The 19,013-nt window shown below is 40.5% G+C and carries 17 protein-coding genes; all 17 read right to left on the bottom strand.

Translation table 11 applies throughout. The features are described from left to right. Positions 1 to 4 precede the first annotated feature (4 nt). Positions 5 to 1,276, bottom strand: coding sequence for a histidine--tRNA ligase (gene hisS / locus VER_RS06680; protein WP_162100084.1), 1,272 nt, complete (start codon positions 1,274 to 1,276; stop codon positions 5 to 7). A gap of 2 nt (positions 1,277 to 1,278) precedes the next feature. Next, the gene (gene hemZ, locus VER_RS06675; RefSeq protein WP_162100083.1) at positions 1,279 to 2,730 is read right to left on the bottom strand and encodes a coproporphyrinogen dehydrogenase HemZ; all 1,452 of its coding nucleotides are present in this window, start codon (positions 2,728 to 2,730) and stop codon (positions 1,279 to 1,281) included. Further along, a complete protein-coding gene (locus tag VER_RS06670; protein WP_115311026.1) occupies positions 2,723 to 3,205 on the bottom strand; it encodes a Fur family transcriptional regulator in 483 nt (160 codons plus the stop codon). Before VER_RS06670 ends, hemZ begins: the two co-directional genes overlap by 8 nt. Beyond that, on the bottom strand, positions 3,202 to 4,266 hold the full coding sequence (locus VER_RS06665) for an AI-2E family transporter (protein ID WP_162100082.1): 1,065 nt from the start codon (positions 4,264 to 4,266) through the stop codon (positions 3,202 to 3,204). The genes VER_RS06670 and VER_RS06665 overlap by 4 nt, the downstream gene beginning before the upstream one ends. Before the next feature lie 13 nt (positions 4,267 to 4,279). After that, positions 4,280 to 4,900, bottom strand: coding sequence for an MBL fold metallo-hydrolase (locus VER_RS06660; protein WP_162100081.1), 621 nt, complete (start codon positions 4,898 to 4,900; stop codon positions 4,280 to 4,282). A gap of 85 nt (positions 4,901 to 4,985) precedes the next feature. Next, entirely contained in the window at positions 4,986 to 5,435 is a 450-nt protein-coding gene (gene dtd, locus VER_RS06655) for a D-aminoacyl-tRNA deacylase (RefSeq protein ID WP_162100080.1), read from the bottom strand. After that, positions 5,435 to 7,669 (bottom strand): bifunctional (p)ppGpp synthetase/guanosine-3',5'-bis(diphosphate) 3'-pyrophosphohydrolase, encoded by a 2,235-nt coding sequence (locus tag VER_RS06650; RefSeq protein ID WP_162100079.1) that lies wholly within the window; start codon positions 7,667 to 7,669, stop codon positions 5,435 to 5,437. The genes dtd and VER_RS06650 overlap by 1 nt, the downstream gene beginning before the upstream one ends. A 13-nt stretch (positions 7,670 to 7,682) precedes the next feature. After that, positions 7,683 to 9,674, bottom strand: a complete 1,992-nt coding sequence (gene recJ, locus VER_RS06645; RefSeq protein ID WP_162100078.1) for a single-stranded-DNA-specific exonuclease RecJ — start codon at positions 9,672 to 9,674, stop codon at positions 7,683 to 7,685. A 283-nt stretch (positions 9,675 to 9,957) separates the two neighbouring features. After that, positions 9,958 to 11,376, bottom strand: a complete 1,419-nt coding sequence (gene hydG, locus VER_RS06640; RefSeq protein ID WP_162100077.1) for a [FeFe] hydrogenase H-cluster radical SAM maturase HydG — start codon at positions 11,374 to 11,376, stop codon at positions 9,958 to 9,960. Positions 11,377 to 11,950: 574 nt separating this feature from the next. Beyond that, the gene (gene rpmA, locus VER_RS06635) at positions 11,951 to 12,235 is read right to left on the bottom strand and encodes a 50S ribosomal protein L27 (RefSeq protein WP_006555123.1); all 285 of its coding nucleotides are present in this window, start codon (positions 12,233 to 12,235) and stop codon (positions 11,951 to 11,953) included. A gap of 12 nt (positions 12,236 to 12,247) precedes the next feature. Then, positions 12,248 to 12,562, bottom strand: coding sequence for a ribosomal-processing cysteine protease Prp (locus VER_RS06630; protein ID WP_162100076.1), 315 nt, complete (start codon positions 12,560 to 12,562; stop codon positions 12,248 to 12,250). Between the two features lie 3 nt (positions 12,563 to 12,565). Beyond that, positions 12,566 to 12,877: a 50S ribosomal protein L21 gene (rplU, locus tag VER_RS06625; protein WP_115311015.1), complete on the bottom strand. Its 312-nt coding sequence runs from the start codon at positions 12,875 to 12,877 to the stop codon at positions 12,566 to 12,568. 221 nt (positions 12,878 to 13,098) lie between these two features. Then, entirely contained in the window at positions 13,099 to 13,671 is a 573-nt protein-coding gene (locus tag VER_RS06620; RefSeq protein WP_162100075.1) for a manganese efflux pump MntP family protein, read from the bottom strand. Between the two features lie 139 nt (positions 13,672 to 13,810). Next, complete coding sequence (locus VER_RS06615; protein WP_162100074.1) at positions 13,811 to 15,241, bottom strand: Rne/Rng family ribonuclease; 1,431 nt, start codon at positions 15,239 to 15,241, stop codon at positions 13,811 to 13,813. A 15-nt stretch (positions 15,242 to 15,256) separates the two neighbouring features. Beyond that, the gene (locus tag VER_RS06610) at positions 15,257 to 15,949 is read right to left on the bottom strand and encodes a TIGR03936 family radical SAM-associated protein (protein ID WP_162100073.1); all 693 of its coding nucleotides are present in this window, start codon (positions 15,947 to 15,949) and stop codon (positions 15,257 to 15,259) included. Next, positions 15,921 to 17,804 carry a TIGR03960 family B12-binding radical SAM protein gene (locus tag VER_RS06605; RefSeq protein WP_162100072.1) on the bottom strand — a complete coding sequence of 628 codons (1,884 nt, stop codon included), beginning with the start codon at positions 17,802 to 17,804 and terminating at the stop codon, positions 15,921 to 15,923. The genes VER_RS06610 and VER_RS06605 overlap by 29 nt, the downstream gene beginning before the upstream one ends. Before the next feature lie 104 nt (positions 17,805 to 17,908). Next, positions 17,909 to 19,012: a rod shape-determining protein RodA gene (gene rodA / locus VER_RS06600; protein ID WP_162100071.1), complete on the bottom strand. Its 1,104-nt coding sequence runs from the start codon at positions 19,010 to 19,012 to the stop codon at positions 17,909 to 17,911. Position 19,013: the final 1 nt, after the last annotated feature.

Below are 19,013 nucleotides of genomic sequence, written 5' to 3'. Positions count from 1 at the left end.
ATTGTCATCCTTTCACTAGTGAAGTTACTCGTGCCACTACTTCAGATAATGCCACGGTTTCTTGCTCGCTGCTTTCCATATCACGAATAATGGCTTCGCCACGAGCTAATTCGTCATCACCCACTATAATAACACATTTTGCATTAATTTTGTTAGCATGTTTTAACTGACTTTTCATGCTCTTCCCTTCGCCATCCATGGCAGCCTTAATATATGCCTGACGAAGTGTGTTGACCATTTTAAAACCAGCTACTTGAGCCGCCTCACCTAAAGCCACTACGAATACCGATGGATCCACAGTTTCTTCTGGCAATAAGCCTTGTTTCTCAAGAGCCAATAACAAGCGTTCAATCCCCATAGCAAAGCCAACGGCTGGTGTATGAGGACCATCTAGTTCTTCTACGAGTCCATCATAACGGCCACCGCCAGCTACGGCACTTTGAGAACCTAATGGGGCATACTGCACTTCAAAAGCTGTTTTAGTATAGTAATCTAAACCACGTACTAAGCGAGGATTTACGACATAATTTACATCCGCAGCGGTTAAGAATTTTTGTAATTGTGTAAAGTGATCAGAACATTCTTCACAAAGATTTTCATGAATTTCAGGAGCTCCTACAGATAAGGCTTTACAAGTTTCTTCCTTACAATCCAAAATACGCAATGGATTTTTGTATAAACGAGATTGGCAATCTTCACAGAGCTGCTCTTTCTTTGGTTCAAAGAAAGCAATTAATTTCTCACGATACGCTGGCCGACAATTCGGACAACCTACCGAATTGACCTGTACACTTAAATCCTGCAAACCGAAGTCTTTAAATAGCTGTAATACCATCAAAATAACTTCCGCATCGGTAGCAGGCGCTTGTGTACCAAGCACTTCCACACCAAATTGGTGGAACTGACGATAGCGACCAGCTTGTGGTTTATCGTGGCGAAACATAGGCCCAATGTAGAACCATTTTGTTAAATTTTCTTGCCCATATACTTTATTTTCTAAGTAAGCACGAACAGCCGACGCTGTGTTTTCAGGACGCAATGTATAGGTTTGCTCTTTTTTATCCCCTGTAGGGAATGAATACATTTCTTTTTGTACTACGTCAGTCGTTTCACCAATACCACGTAAAAAGAGGCCTGTTTCTTCAAAAATCGGCGTACGCACTTCATCAAAGCCATAAGCTTTACAAATGCGACGAATTCGATCTTCAACATAGCGCCAATTGCCTATCACATTAGGCAACAAGTCCTGTGTGCCCCGTGGCTTTTGAATTCCCATGATTATCCCTCCCAAAATTGTTTACATAATTGACTTCGTTTACCCAGTAATGTATCCATAGTATCAATGTATACGGATACATCTTTTGGCATATGTTGTTGTAACTGTCGATATTCAGGGGCTCGCATCCATTTGGAAGAGCTTCCTGGTCCTACCGACAAAATACTCTGCCGTTCTTCCATGATTCGAATATTATATTCACACACATGACCAGGCAAGGTATAGCCAATATTCTCAGTTTGACTCGTCATATATTGTTGACGATACACATAATACGGTACATAACCAGCGGCTTCCAAGCGCTCTTTACAATACGCTACCATAGCCTGTACCGCCTTTTCCTCAGGCATAGCTTCACGACCAACCCCCTCATATAAGGGACTGCCTCGCTTTAACGCCAATGTATGAATTGTAACATTTTCAGGCATAGCCTGACAAACATAATCCATATTTTCTATCATATGCACTTCTTGCTGATATGGCAAACCAGCAATAAAGTCCATATTTACCTGAAACGGCGTATGCAGGCGAACATATTCATATAAATCCTTAATAGCCTGTGCCGTATGGCCCCGGCCGATGGCTTTTAAAATAGAATCCTGCATACTTTGCGGATTAATACTAATGCGATTAACCCCTTGTCGCGCCATAGTTTGCAATTTATAAGGTGTTACCGAGTCTGGTCGCCCTGCTTCCACCGTAAATTCTAAGGCTTCCGCAGTGCGACTATACGCTAGCAGTTTAGCTAAGGCGGTAATTACCGCTTCAAAATCAGCCTCACCTAAACTCGTAGGTGTACCACCACCTACATAGAGCGTAGCTAACTGTAAGTGATACGTGGCTAAGAGGCTTTGCAAATGCTCACTATCGGCTACAAAGGCCTCTACAAATTGAGGTACTCGCTTATAATCTTGAAGAAGCCCATACGGAAAGGAGCAATAGGTGCAGTGCGTTTGGCAGAACGGGATCCCACCATACACACTGACTAAGCGATCGCTATCAGCTGACGGTACTACATAAGGTCGTTGTAAGCCAGTCACTTGCGCTAATAACGACAGCTTAGGCTCCGTTACTTCATATTGGGTACGCAAACGTTCTACCGCCGCTTCAGCAGAGCCTAATTGGTCCCACAACTTATGGAACAACTTCGTCGGCCGAACACCTACTAAAGTGCCCCAATCCCCTAAAGGCGCTAACCCCTGATGAGTCCGCAAAAGGCGGAGTAGCTGCCCACCAATGTGCAAACGCCCTTCATTCGTAAGAGAACCTGTAAAGGTAGCTTGTAGCGTACCGTTCTCATAAACCGCTAAGCTATACTGTGTAGCCTGTTCCTCTCCTACTAATAGCCAGGTAGACCCTTCCTTATATGTCGTTAATCCAGCAGCGCCACAATAATGGGCGACCACACTACCTAGCGGTAATGGCCCGCGATAGGAATATGTTAACTTATTCACCTTTTTGAGCAGCCTCAGCTTCCTCTTCCGCTTTCATTTTTTCTTGGCAATCGCCACAATAGCCATATACTTTTAACTGATGATCGATAGTTTTAAAATTAAGTTTTTTAGCAATAATCGATTCTAAGGTTTCTAACATATCATCTTCAAATTCTTTAACGCAACCACATTTCACACAAATTAAATGATGATGGAAATGAGCAAATTCTTCATCATTTAACTCATAACGATTACGGCCATCGCCAAAATCTAAGCGTTTCAACAAATCAAGTTCTGTAAACAAATCTAAGGTACGATAAATAGTAGCTAACCCAATATCTGGAGCGACTGCTTTTACCAATACATACACATCTTCAGCACAAAGATGTTTTTCTTCAGCATCAATAAAGGCTTGAAGAATTGTTTGACGTTGCGTCGTCAATTTATACTTTTTGTCTTTGATACGTTCTTTTAATTTTTCTAATGTCGTGTTCATACGTTCCCATCCTTTTTGTAAAACGAATTAAAATACCAAAGCTTTGTAAGCACAATTTGTAACATTGCTGTAAGTGGCACCGCTGTCATCATGCCAATGATACCGTAAAAATAACCACCTACAAAAATGACGGTTAATATAACTAACGGATGCAGTTTAATTACATGCCCCATTATTTTAGGCATAACAATCTGTCCGTCAATTAACTGAATAATAGCATAGGTAATCACTACTTTGATTACTAAGGCAGGACCTACTAAAGAGGCCAATACAATAGCTGGCACAGCACTCACAATAGGACCAATAATTGGAATCCATTCCGCAATAGCCGCTAATAAAGCCAATACTAAGGGATATGGTAAATCATATATGTATGTGACAATCAACGTAATGCAAAACATATTAGTTGCTAGTACAAGTTGCCCGCGCAAATAACCACCCATGGTGCGGTGAATTTGATTGACCACATCTAATAAATACCGATTATGAGGCGGTGCAAAAATAGATAAGACCTTAGTTTTTAAACGTCGACCATCCTTTAACAAATAGAAGGTCATAATCGGTACTAAGAGAAACTCTAGCATAGTGGTAGCAATGGAGAAAATAGCAAAAATACCACGCTGCGCTAGCTCTACACCATACGCACTAATACGGGCTAAGGTGTTCATTACAATCGCATCCACTTGCGGTGGCAAGGCTACCCATTGACCAGCCGTAAGATTTTGCCACAATACAATCAATTGCGAAATTAAATACGGTAAGTTATTTAATAAGCGTGTAAATTCTACAATAAAAGGTAAAATAATAAATTGAATAACTAAGGCCGCTACTAAGACTACCAATAAAAAAGCTGGCAAAATAGCGAGCCACCGTGGAAACCACGTATAGCCTAATCGATGTCGCATATAATCTTGAATGCCATTGACAATGGGCAATAAGATTAACGCAAAAATAAACGATACAATCAAGGGCCAAAGTACAGGAATGATAGCCCATAAAAAGATGGCCGCCAGTACAATCAACACCACGCGTAACCAATACTGGGTTGATTTCTTAAACATACCTACTCACCGCCTAACGAACAAAGGGATTATAGGTTTTTTCATGGCCTATCGTCGTTTCAGGGCCATGACCGGGATACACAACCGTTTTCTCAGGCAGTGCATAGAGCTTTGTTTTAATAGCCTCAATTAAATCCTCATAGCTACTACGAGGAAAATCTGTACGGCCAATAGACTCTTGAAATAAAGTATCACCTGCTAATAATAAGCCTTCCCCATAATAGCAGACACCCCCGGGCGTGTGGCCTGGCGTTTCAATAACCGTAAACTGATGGTCACCTAAGGAAATAACGTCCTCTGCCTTCACTAACTGAATATCTCCATGCACCTGTACATTAAGGCCCATAGCACTACTTAAATTTAAGTCGCTATTAGTAAGAAACTCTTTATCACCACTATGAATGTACACAGGCACCTTAAAGGCATCAACTACGTCCTGCACGCCACCAATATGGTCACCATGACCATGAGTCAAAAGCACCGCTTGGGGTACTAAACCTTTATCCTTAAGTAAGGCTACCAATTGCGCCCCATCACCACCGGGATCGACCACAAGACAATGATGAGTCGCTTCCTCTTCTAAAATATAACAATTCGTACCTAATGGCCCTAAGGGCATACGATATAATTTCATGGGCATCACTCTCCAAAATCTCTGTAAAGAACTATAGTAGTTCCTACTTATAAGATAAAACAGACTAACTCGTTATAAAGCCTTATTAAAACTGCTTTTGACTATCTAATAAAATGGTTACTGGTCCGTCATTTACTAAGGATACCATCATATGCGTTTGAAATTGCCCCGTTCCAACAGTAACGCCCAAAGCCTGACAGCGCTTAATAAACACTTCATACAAAGCTTCGGCCTCGGCAGGCGCTGCCGCTTGATCAAAGCCAGGGCGACGCCCCTTACGCACATCACCATACAAAGTAAACTGCGATACGGCTAATAATTGACCACCTACATCTAAGAGAGATAGATTCATCTTCTCTGCTTCATCTTCAAAAATACGAAGATTAACAATTTTTTCCGCCAAATAGTTAGCATCTGCTTCTGTATCGCCCTTACCTACCCCTAATAAGACAAGTAAGCCTGTCGTAATAGCCCCCACTTTAGTGTCAGCCACCGTGACCGACGCTTCGCTCACCCGTTGTACTACAGCTCTCATTAACTGCCTCCATTAGCACGCTGCACCGTATATACATCACGGATACGGCGTATCTTCGTCATAACAAAATCTAATTCTGAAACGTCGCGAATTTCAATAACTAAGCTAATATTGGCATTCTTCGTATCATCCACTTTAGCATTAATATTTACAATGTTGATTTTCATTTCAGATAAACAAGCCATAATTTCCATGAGCATACCCCCACGGTCATAGGCCGTAATATCAATAGCAACATGGAAGTTTTCCCGTGTACCTACATCCCAGGATACTTCAATCATACGATCCACATCTTCTGGGGTATGGCCAATATTGGGGCAATCAGCACGATGCACCGATACACCACGACCACGAGTAATATAGCCTACCACTTCATCGCCTGGTACCGGATTACAACAACGAGCCATACGGACCATAACATCCGGTTCCCCATTGACGAGAATACCGGTACTGCTCTTACGCCGCACTGGTTCGTGAGTCCGCAATTTCTCAAGTAAGGCCATGGTATCGCGCCGATTATCTTCCTTCGCTAAATCCCGTTTATATAAATCAACGAAGCGAAGTAATACGGAATTTACGGGAATACCACCATAGCCCACGGCCGATAATAGCTCCGTGTCACTGCCAGCATTTAGAGCCTTCGCAATTTGATCTAATCGCCCTGGTTTATTAAGCTCTTTCCAATCGTAATTTAAGCGCCGAGCCTCTTTTTCCAGTAACTCCCGCCCTTTAACGACATTCTCTTCTTTATTTTCTTTCTTAAACCAATTGCGAATCTTACTCTTACTTTCCGTCGAGCCCACAATATTCAGCCAATCTAAACTTGGTTTGCCATTTTTTGACGTAATAATATCAACAATATCGCCATTTTGTAAGGTATAATCTAAAGATACAATTTTGCCGTTTACTTTAGCCCCTACACAGCGATGGCCCACATCGGTATGAATGCGATAGGCAAAGTCTAAAGGGACAGCCCCTTTTGGTAATTTTAAAACATCACCGCGCGGTGTAAATACAAAGACTTCCCCAGAAAATACATCTAGTTTTAAGGCATTTACCAATTCTTTAGGATTACTTGAATCCTGCCATTCGAGTACTTGACGAAGCCAACCCACTTTCTGATCAAAATCCTTATCGCCATTCTTAGCCCCTTCTTTATAGCGCCAATGAGCGGCTACCCCATATTCTGAAACGCGGTGCATATCCCATGTGCGAATTTGAATTTCCACTGAATGGCCCATAGTGCCAATAATCGTAGTATGCAAGGATTGATACATATTAGATTTAGGCATAGCAATATAATCTTTGAAACGATATGGTAATGGTTTCCACAAATTATGAACAATGCCTAGTACTGCATAGCAATCAGGAATCGTGTCTACAATAACGCGCACGGCGTATAAATCGTAAATTTGCGACAAATCACGATTATCCTTTTTCATTTTTTTATAAATACTATAAAAATGCTTAGGTCGGCCTTTTACATCAGCTTTAATATTCGCATCAGCAAGGGCCTTCTTTAGCTGTTCCATCGTATCATTAACAATTTCTTCGCGCACATGCCGTTTCTCTTGCATTTGCTCTACTAAATCATAATATTTATCAGGCTCTAAATAACGGAACGATAAGTCTTCCAGTTCCCATTTAATATTAAAAATACCTAAACGATGCGCTAAAGGGGCAAAAATTTCTAGCGTTTCTTGGGCAATCCGCTTTTGTTTATCACTGCGCATGTGCTTTAGCGTACGCATATTATGCAATCTATCGCCTAACTTTATAACCACAACGCGCACATCTTTAGCCATAGCTAAAATCATTTTACGATAATTTTCTAATTGCTGGTCCTCCTTCGTGTGGTATTGGAACTGATTTAACTTAGTTACACCATCCACTAAAAAGGCCACATCTTTACCAAAAGCGTCTTCAATTTGCTCTAAGGTAACCTCCGTATCTTCCACTACATCGTGAAGCAATGCAGCAATAACAGTGGTCGCATCAATTTGTAAATTCGCTAAAATGGTAGCCACTGCCAGCGGATGTAAAATATAAGGCTCACCAGAGGCCCGTTTCTGCGGTGCATGCGCTTTATCCGCCATTTCAAAAGCGCGCATAATCTGCTCACAATCCGCTTCATCCAAATAGGCTCTTACAATCTCCATAAGGTGGGCTAATTCAACTTCTTTATTAAACGTCGGCATATCCACCAGCGCTTTGCCTTCTTCATTTTCTAACATATCTCCCACCTCCTTAGGCACTATATTTTAAAAACGTCAGCGACGTAATCAATTCTAATTTTTCCTTTACATGACACCAACGGTATAAGGCCATCCCTTCTTCCGTCGTTTCTTCTTGTAAAATTCCTAACTCTTTAAATACATCCAAGGCTAACATAGCCTCTTTATCGGTTTGATTCTGCGGATGCCGATGTAATACTTCTGATTCCACAATGTAACGCGGTGCTGTAGCACTGCGGAATACACCACGAACAATTACATACATTTCCCGCAAGCCTTCCGTCGTCAATTGTGCCCGCTGTTCTCCTAAGAGAGCTAAATCTTGCACCATTAATTGTGGGGAAACGCGCCCTTGCCACTCATTTTTTTGTAATGCAAAGGCCACCTTAATTTGTTCATCTGGAAAAACTTCGCGATGATACTCAGCGCCATGCCATATAATAGCATCCAAAGGGCCTACTTGAGACTGTAAAATAATTTTACAGTGATTTTTCTGCTGCCCTAATAAGAACACATCTTGCACGGCAATAGGATTAATGGCAAATACAGGTGTACTATTTCCCATGCCATAAGGCTCTAAGGTTTCAATTTGATCAACTAGCTCGACAGTCACTTCCGCCGGTTCTAACGGTGTATCAATGTCAATAATAGGCACATAATCTTCCGTCGTTAAATGCTGTTCACAATATTCAGTTAACCGCTGCCGTAAAGCAGGAATATTTTCAGCAGCAATGCTAAAGCCGGCGGCCTGTTTATGACCACCAAATTGTAATAACAAATCTTCCGCCGATTTTAATGCTTCATAAATATTACAATTCTCAATACTACGACAAGACCCTTTACCAATACCATCATGAATGCTAATAACTAAGGTTGGTCGATAAAACTCTTCCACCAAACGGGAGGCCACAATCCCAATAACCCCAGGGTGCCATCCCTCGCCAGCTACGACAATGACTTTTGAAGCCTCTTCTGCTTGATTAATTACATCTAAACGAGCCTCTTCATGGATACCTCGTTCAATAAGCTGTCGTTCTTGATTCGTCGCTTGTAGCTCCTCTGCTATACAATTAGCCGTTGTTTGATCAGTGGTAATCAATAATTCCACGGCTCGTGTAGCATGCGTAACACGGCCCGCTGCATTCAGCCGAGGGGCCAAGGTAAAACCAATATGACCAGTCGTCAATTTTCGGCCACCTAAGCCAGCCACTTCAACTAAAGCTGCAATCCCTATATTAGGCGATTCCGTCATCTTTTTAAGACCTTCTCGCACAATGATTCTATTTTCACCCACTAAGGGCACCACATCCGCCACTGTACCTAAGGCCACAATGTCTAAATCATCTAAATACGCTTCACCCGTACGTTCGCGCCAAATAGCTTGGCATAATTTAAATGCTACCCCTACGCCAGATAAATTCTTATCACTATAGGAACAACCTGGTTGTTTATGATTAATAACCGCCGCGGCTCGTGGAATATCTGGCGGTGCTGTATGGTGGTCAGTAATAATCATTGTCAAACGGTGGCGCACCGCTTCCACAATATCATACGAACTAATCCCACAGTCTACCGTTATAACAAGCTCCGTCCCCTGCTCTATAATATGCTCTAACGCCTCCGCATTAAGCCCATATCCTTCACTTTGTCGTTCTGGTATATAATAACTCACATTCGCGCCACAACGTGTTAAAAAGCGATACATTAAGGAAGTGGCCGTAATGCCATCTACATCATAATCGCCATATACAACAATGCGTTGTTGTTCCTCAATGGTTGTTTGAATTAAAGGCACCGCTTCAGCCATGCCTTTTAAATCGTAAGGATCTAATAAATCATTCACTGTGCCATATAAAAAGTCCTGTCCAGCTGCTACTGTATCGATGCCCCGATTTACTAATAACTTAGCCACTACAGGGTATACCCCGAGATGACGAACCAAGGCCTGTTCCGCTTGTTCATCACCTGACGCTAAGCGCCATCGTTTTGCTTTACTCTGTCTCATATCTATCTCGTCTCACTTATATATTCAGGTATCGAATTTCAATCTCAATATTAAAAATCCTATTGTTACAATAGTGTATTATCATTCTCAATATATTTTATTATACATCATTTATCGATTAAATTAAACTCTTTTCTATTCTTTTTCTCAATAAGACGCATTCAAAAAAGTAAAAAAGAATGAGTGATTATCAATTTATAACCACTCATTCTGCGTTAATCAAGGTGTATTTAAAAGCAATTTTTAGCAATAATTCTTGCACGTAATTTTTAAAGCCAAACTATTAGAAACGGAAATCTCGTTCCCCATGTTCCATTTGCTTAATATAGTTAGTAGATGCTTCTTTAACTTTTTCATTTTTAATCTTATGAAGTTGTTCTTCAATTACCGCTTCACCAGTTGCTTTCGTTTCATCCGATGCATAATCGAGCAAATACTCATTAAGCGTCATCAAAGCATTTGGCTGGCAACAATTATGAATCTGACCACTCTTCGCCAAAGCCATGAAACGGTCACCGGTACGGCCAGCGCGATAACAAGCCGTACAGAAGCTTGGTACATAGCCCAATTCTAACAACCAATCCACAATTTCATCCAAACTACGACGATCGCTCGTATCAAATTGTGCCGAATTATCTTCTGGTAATTCTTCTTCTTTATAGCCCCCTACACTCGTACGGGAACCACCACTAATTTGGGAAATACCAAGAGCCAACCCACGTTCACGCATACGTTGACTTTCACGGGTAGACATAATCATCCCAGTATATGGTGTAGAAACACGAATTAAAGCAACAATTTTTTCAAAAATATCGTCAGGTACAGCATTACTGAAATCATCTACATCAATATCATCAGCTGGGCAAATACGAGGTACACTAATCGTATGTGGCCCTACGCCAAATACGGCTTCTAAATGTTCAGCATGCATCAACAAGCCAACAAAATCATAACGATAGTGTTCAAGACCATATAATACGCCAATCCCTACATCATCAATGCCACCTTTCATAGCGCGGTCCATAGCTTCTGTATGGTACGCATAATTGCTCTTAGGGCCATGTGGATGAAGGGCTTCATAGTTTTCTTTATTATACGTTTCCTGGAACAAAGTGTAGGTACCAATACCGGCTTCATGGAGTTTTTTATAATCTTCCACTTCACAAGCAGCAATATTTACATTAACACGGCGAATTTCACCATTTTTGTTTTTAATGCTGTAAATAGTATTAATACATTCTAAAATGTATTCCAATGGGTTATTAACAGGATCTTCACCAGATTCAATAACAATGCGTTTATGCCCCATAGCTTCTAAGGCCAATACTTCTTCACGCACTTGTTCTTGGGTTAACTTCTTACGTGAAATGTGACGATTTTTAGCATGGTATGGACAATATACACAACCATTTACGCAATAGTTAGACAAATATAAAGGGGCAAATAAAACGATGCGATCCCCATAAATTTTCTGTTTAATTTCTTTTGCCAAAGCAAATAGTTTTTCTTTATACTCAGGCAATGGACATTCCAATAAGACAGCGGCTTCACGGTGGTTAAGACCATTATAAGTGGCTGCTTTAGCCAAGATTTGATCGAGCAACTCTCGGTTTTCCTTATTGGCCTCAGCATATGCTAAGGTATCTAAAATCTCTTCGTGATTAATAAACTCTTCCGCCTTGGAGGATTTTACATCATACATATTGATCTCCTTTACTCTACCATAGCGAAGCCCTGTGCGCTCGCCTTTCCCTAATATGAGCTACAATAACCATCTACACTTTGATAGTTTATTCAGGTTTAGCATACTACTTATGCACTTTGCTTCTACTATATTGAATCTCTTGAATATGTATTAATTATACACCTTTTCTCCACTTTTGGAAACACTGTGGCAGAGTAATAAGCTTAGTTTTGTCATTATTTAAATTCCATTCTATTATTCAGAATACGAATAATATTATATTTTTAATATATTTATATTCCGTATCAAATTTGAAGAAGCCTAGCTATTTTTGCTTCCTACGAGTCAAGCTCTGAAGGTCGCTACAAATAGCTAGGCTTCTTTAAATTATCCAATCCAAATAGAAATTTTATCAAAATCACTATATAAATTCGTATTCTGAATATCGTCATATTATACATCAATGACAAAACTAAGCTATTACCATTTCAAACTTTGTCTTAAAAGTGGAGAAAGGGTGGCATAATTTTGTGGTGGTGATGAAAAAAATCCCTATTAACTGATGACTCAGTTAATAGGGATTCATATTTACTTACGCTTCTACTGGGTATACGCTAACTTTACGGTTATAACGACCAGCACGTTCGAAAGCAACTTTACCAGGAACTAACGCGAATAAAGTATCGTCTTTGCCAATACCTACATTAGTGCCAGGATGGAAATGAGTACCACGTTGACGAACGATGATGTTACCGCTTTTTACAACGGAACCATCATGGCATTTAACGCCAAGACGTTTGGATTCGCTATCGCGACCATTACGTGTACTGGATACACCTTTCTTATGTGCAAATAATTGCAAATCAAAAGTAAACATTCCGTTCACCTCCTATGTTTCACTCAGTGATACAAAATCACCATATTGTCTAGCTATTTCTTGAAGTCCAAGAACCATAGTAGCCAATATAGCCTGTCCGTTTTCAGTGATGGCCCCTTCTAAAGAAATGGTACATTCACCGGAACGATTGTTATATGTTCCTGCCTGTTGCGCAATATCTTGCAAGCCTAAAATAGCCGTACAAGATAAAACGGATACAGCAGCACAAACAATATCATAGCCATGCTCATCGTACTCAGCATGTCCGCTAATATGACACTTAACAATTTGCTGTGCCTTATTGCGATTGATTTGAATCCGAATCATAGCTTATGCCTGGATGGATTCAATGCGAACTTTTGTGAATGGTTGACGATGACCTTGGCGACGACGATAGTTGGATTTTGCTTTATATTTGAAAACTAAAATCTTCTTCGCTTTACCATGTTCAAGTACTGTACCTGTTACTTTTGCACCGTCCACAAGTGGAGCGCCTACTTTAACATCGCTGTCGTTAACTACAGTTAATACTTCGTCAAACGTTACAGTTTCTTCAGCAGCTGCTTCCAATTTTTCGATAGTAATTACATCGCCTTCAGCAACGCGATATTGTTTACCACCAGTTTTAATGATTGCGTACATTGTGACACCTCCTTGTTTTCGAACTCGCTGAATACGGTATTCTCTCATGCCTGATGGAATGAGGGACATTTACAAACCTCTCCATGCGGCTGCAATAGTTGGGCGTACCCAAACTATGACTAATTTATTTTACATAAAAAAACGCAGTAAGTCAACTACTTACTGCGAGTATTTAACAAGTTATTACGATATGGCCCCTTTTAGAGACTATTATTCATAGCCTAAATAATTTGTAAATGTTGTAACAATATTTTCAACCCAATAAGGATTAATACGACACCACCTACAACTTCAGCCTTACCAGCAAAAATCTTTTTCAGCTGTTGCCCTAAATAAACCCCAGCTAAGGATAAGACAAACGCCACAATCCCAATCAAACTGGTGGCCGCTATAATATTAATATCAAAAAAGGCAAGGGTTAAGCCAATAGCTAACGCATCAATACTAGTAGCTAATGCTAACACCAATACTTCGCGCCAAGTCAAAAGGCTACATATAATTAAGTCGTCCTCGTCGTTTTCTTCTTTTTTACCATTGCGAATCATATTTAGCCCCAAATAAGCTAGCAAACCAAATATAATCCAATGATCATAGGCATCTATTTTCCCTGCTAACTGGGCCCCAATAAGCCAACCAATAATGGGCATAATCATCTGAAATAGGCCAAATAACACCGGCATACCTATTTTCTTTGCAAACTCACGTTCAGATAAACAAGGGCCTTTAGCTACCGCTACCGCAAAGGCATCCATAGCTAAACTGATAGCAATTAAAGCTAATTCCCAAATCGACATATGCGGACATCCTCTCTCAAGATTAGGGTCATTCTACGATATCTACCTCAAACAAAGTTGAAGTGACAACCTATATAAAGTTGAAGTGACAACCTATATATTATATAAAAAAAAGGAAAACTTAGCAACCTAAGTTTTCCTAATTTTCACTAACCGCTAGTAGCGAGTAAGCTTCCCGATTCATGGCCGTTTGCACTTCAAGGCGAATCGATCGTTTACATTCCCCTTCTAGCTGCGCTATAACGGCTTTAGTAAAATAGCGTCCTACTTCTTCATTCACTTCAATGAGTAAATCTGATTTCAAACGCCCCGCTCGATAGAGTTCACGCAAGCGTCTAACAATTTGTAAATAAACCGTTTCAGCTGACAAGAGTTGCCCTGTCCCGCCACATTGCGAACAAGTGTCGAATAAAATGCTTTGCAAGCCTTGCCGTTCCCGCTTTCGCGTCAACTCAACTAAGCCTAACGACGTAATACCACATACTACTGTTTTCACAGGATCCTTGCGAACCAATTCAGTCAAGTAAGTCACTAACGCTTCACGCTGTGCTTTTTTAGGCAAGTCAATAAAATCGCAGACAATAATACCTCCAATATCACGCAAACGCAGTTGGCGCGCAATCATCTGAGCCGCTTCACGATTTACTTCTAAGGCTACCTCGCTAGCCGTTCCAGACCGCCCTGTATAATGACCTGAATTAACATCAATTACTGTCAGTGCCTCTGTCGTATCAATTTTTAAAAAGCCACCAGACGGTAAATCCACCCGTGAATTCAATAGGGTATCTAATTGGCTTTCAATGTGCCATTCTTTAAATACAGGCTCTGCGCCCTCATGGCGTTTCAGCGTAACCGTATCGATTAGCTTAGTCATTTGTAGCAAATCCCGTAAATGCTCATAAGCACTTTCATCATCAACAATAATTTCGCTCACATCACGACTTAAATATTCCCGAATCAAGCGAAACCAAAAGTCAGCATCACTATATAGCTCCGTAGCACCTTTCGCTACTTTATAGCGGTTTTGTAATTGCACCCACGTATTCCAAAGAAATTCCATATCCCCTTGCAAAGCTTCTGGCGAAGCAGTAGCTGCCGCTGTGCGCAAAATAAAACCACAACCACGTGCTAAATAGGGCGCGGCCAGCTGAGCAAGCTTAGCCCGCAGATTATCATCCGTAATCCGCTTAGAAATATGCAAACCATCGGAATAGGGTAAAAGGACCATAAAGCGACCAGCTAAACTGACATCAGCACTAACACGAGCCCCTTTACCCAACATTTCTTCTTTTACTACTTGCACTAATATAGTCTGACCTACATGGAGTTTACCCATAGACTTAGTCTGCTTACCTTGTTTTAGATTCAAATAAGCATTTTGTTTAAGTCCAATGTCAACGAAGGCAGCCGACATGCCAGGCAATACATTACGCACTACCCCTTTATAAATATGGTTAATCGTTTCTTCGCGACTGGGTCGGTGAAACGCCGTGTCAATGAGTTGATTTGCTTCATCTAACACAACCATACGAATTTCTTCGGCCATTACATTGGCTACAATTCGCTTCATGGTAAACTCCTTTCTTTATATAGTAACCGCTAACGGTGAAATTAATTGCCCATCCCGTTCTACCATAATAGCTCGGCGATGAATGGAATACCCGTCCGTAACGGGCCAACCATACTTTTCACGTCCTAATTGCCATACATCGCCTGGTTTCATCGTTCCTTCGGGATAAATCCCAATGCCCATCGTTAAGGTCACTCGATTACCTTCAAGCTTGGCTGTAATAGGCTCTTTTACAAAATGTTTAACATCAATGGTCCGCGTTTTTTTTGGCGTTACCTTTTCATAGGCAATTTCAGTTGCTTCATTAAACGCTTTCAATAAGTCGTCCCAATTAGCCTCTGCAGTCACTGGCCCCGACACTTCATATACCGCATAGTTACAAATAGCCATCAATTTTTTTACCTTATCAGGCATTTCACGACCATCTAATACTTGCAACCCTGGTGGCGCCACTCGATTCAAACGTTCCATAACCTCAGATACTGTCAAATCATCTACAATGTCCATATCTAAGTATTCTACATCTGCTGTAATACCTAACGCCAAGGCTGAGGAGAAACTAATTTTCATATGAGGATTAAACCCTTCTGAATAGGCCATGTTAATAGCAGCGCGTCGAATCATCCGTTCCACCGCTTGTGCATAGTCTAAATGCGATAAAAATCGCATAGCTTCGCCCTTACTTAAGGCCAAACGTAACTTTTTCAACGCGTCCACCCTCCTTATAATCAACAATTGCCGTGTTTAACTCAGGACATACATTACAGCCATTGCATGGCAAACGACGGCAATCCCGTGTTAACGATGCTTCCACGGCACGGTCCCATTCCATTTTTAGATATTTTTTAGACACTGTATCATCCAAATGATCCCAAGGCAATGGCTCATCAAAATCACGGTCGCGACGGGCATAATAATCAGGGTCAATGCCGGTGTTTTTAAAAGCCTGTAACCACGTATCAATGGAGAAAAACTCAGTCCAACCATCAAATTTACAACCTAATTTCCAAGCTTCAATCAAAGTTTTGCTTAAACGGCGATCACCCCGAGCAAATACGGCTTCCATATATCCCGTAGCACCATCATGATAATGATAGGAAATATTGCGATTATTAATTAATGTTTTTAAATACTGCTGTTTACGATGAATTTCTTCTACCGATTGTTGCCCATACCATTGATATGGCGAATGACTTTTTGGCACAAAGAAGGATACACTTACCGTAACTTTACCATTGCGTTTACCCGTAATTTCACGATGTAAATCTAGTACTTTATAGGCCAAATCAGCAATACCAGCCACATCCTCATCAGTTTCCGTCGGCAAGCCCATCATGAAGTACAATTTAACTGTATTCCACCCAGACTTAAACGCATTCGTACAAGCAGCTATTAAATCTTCTTCACTAACCCCTTTATTGATAACATCACGCATACGCTGCGAGCCTGATTCTGGTGCAAAGGTTAACCCACTTTTACGCACTTGTTGTACCTTCTTAGCAATGTCTATGGAAAACGCATCAATACGCAAGGAAGGTAAGCTTACACTTACTTGTTTATCTTTAAATTCTTCCATGAGCATGTCTACTAATTCAGGTAATTTAGAGTAATCAGCGGAGCTTAAAGACATTAAAGAAATTTCATTATACCCTGTATTGGCAATAATTTCTTTAGCTAATTGCACTAATTTTTCAGGGGAACGTTCACGTACAGGGCGGTATAACATACCAGCTTGGCAGAAACGACAACCACGCGTACAGCCACGGAATAATTCTAAAACAGCGCGATCATGGACCACATCAATGTATGGTACTACTGGTTTCGTCGGATAATGACAATTATCCATATCTTCAATAATACGTTTTTGCACAACTGCAGGAGCTTCTTCAGCCAACACTTTCATGCCTTTAAAATCACCAGTAGCCGTATATTGTGGTTCATATAAAGAAGGCACATAGTTGCCTGGAATTTGTGCCATTTTACGCAATAAACCTTCTTTGCCACCAGGGAAACCAGCTGCTTTCTCTTGACGGTATAATTCTACCATCTCTACAATATGCTCTTCTGATTCACCTAAATTAACAATATCTACAAAGTCAGCAATGGGTTCCACATTGTACGCACAAGGACCACCGGCTGTAATCAATGGAAATGACAAGTCACGATCTTTACTATAAAAAGGGATACCACCTAAATCCAACATGTTTAAAATGTTGGTGTAACTCATTTCATATTGTAAGGTAAAGGCTAAAAAATCAAAGTCTTTAACCGGTGTTTTTGTTTCTAAGGAAAATAAAGGAATATCACGCTTACGCATTTCTGCTTCCATGTCATGCCAAGGTGCACACACACGTTCAGCCGCTACATAAGGCAATTCATTCAACAAAGAATATAAAATTTTAATACCTAAATGGCTCATCGCCACTTCGTAAACATCAGGAAAACCAAAACACATGGTAACATCCATGTCTTTGTGATCTTTCACAACGCTATTCCATTCACCGCCAGTATAACGGGCTGGTTTTTGCACATGCTGCAACCAGCTAGCATCTAATTGAACCATAGGACCTCCGATTCAAACGTTATCTTAACATCTAGAACATTCGATATATTTATGTTACAGATTTTTATTATACAATATACGGTTCCCTTCGCCAAATAACAAAATTAAAACATCAATTTTTTACGATGCATGGCAATATTAAGGAGTAAACCTACACTAATCATATTAGTCGTAAGAGCACTAACACCATAACTAATAAATGGCAAAGGAATCCCTGTTACTGGCATAATCCCAGTGGTCATGCCAATATTGACTAATACTTGGAATACAAGCATAGAGCCAATTCCGGTAGCTAATAGCATACCAAAAGTATCATTAGCACTACGAGCAATGACAATACTACGATAAATTAAGCTAAATAACAAAATTAATACAATAACACAGCCTACAAAGCCTAGTTCTTCACCGATTACAGAAAAAATAAAGTCCGTATGATTTTCTGGTAAAAAGTTCAACTGACTTTGGGTACCTTCAAATAGACCTTTGCCCAGAATCATACCAGATCCAATGGCAATTTTAGACTGAATAATATGATAGCCCGCACCAAAAGGATCAATGTTTGGGTTTAAAAATACCAAAATACGTTGCTTTTGATATTCCTTCAACACAAACCAGCCTAATGGGGCTAACACAACCGCTACGCCCACAATAATTTGAACTAAGCGCATTCGAATGCCCCCAACAAAGAGCATGCCACATAGAATGGCTAAGTAAACCAAAGAGGTTCCTAAGTCAGGTTGCTTAAATACTAATAAAGCAGGAATCCCAACAAATAATACTATAGGTACTAAGGAGCGGAACGTATTTAGTTGATTAACTCGGCTCTCCATCATTTTTGCCATACTAATAATCATAAGGAGCTTAGTAAACTCCGATGGTTGAATGGTAATTGGCCCAATTTGAATCCATCGCTGAGCCCCTAATGCCGAAGTACCGATAAACATAACGGCCAAAAGTAATACAATGGTAACGAAATATAAGGGGCGCCCCCATGCGCGTAAGCGCCGATAATCAAACCATTGCATGAGTACCACAATCACTGCATTAATAAAGAAAAATAAAATTTGCTTGCTTACTAAATCTGTAAAATTTAAACCTTCGCGGTTCACATGGGTAGCACTGCCAATAACGACAACCCCTACGCCAATGAGCAAGACTGTACAAATCACGACTGTCCAATCCCATTCGCGCCAGATTTTATGCCACATA

It is taken from the genome of Veillonella sp. R32, assembly GCF_010093125.1.
Lineage (GTDB): Bacteria > Bacillota > Negativicutes > Veillonellales > Veillonellaceae > Veillonella_A.
Note: the sequence above shows the minus strand (reverse complement) of the source record. Positions and strands in the feature narration are given on the sequence as shown.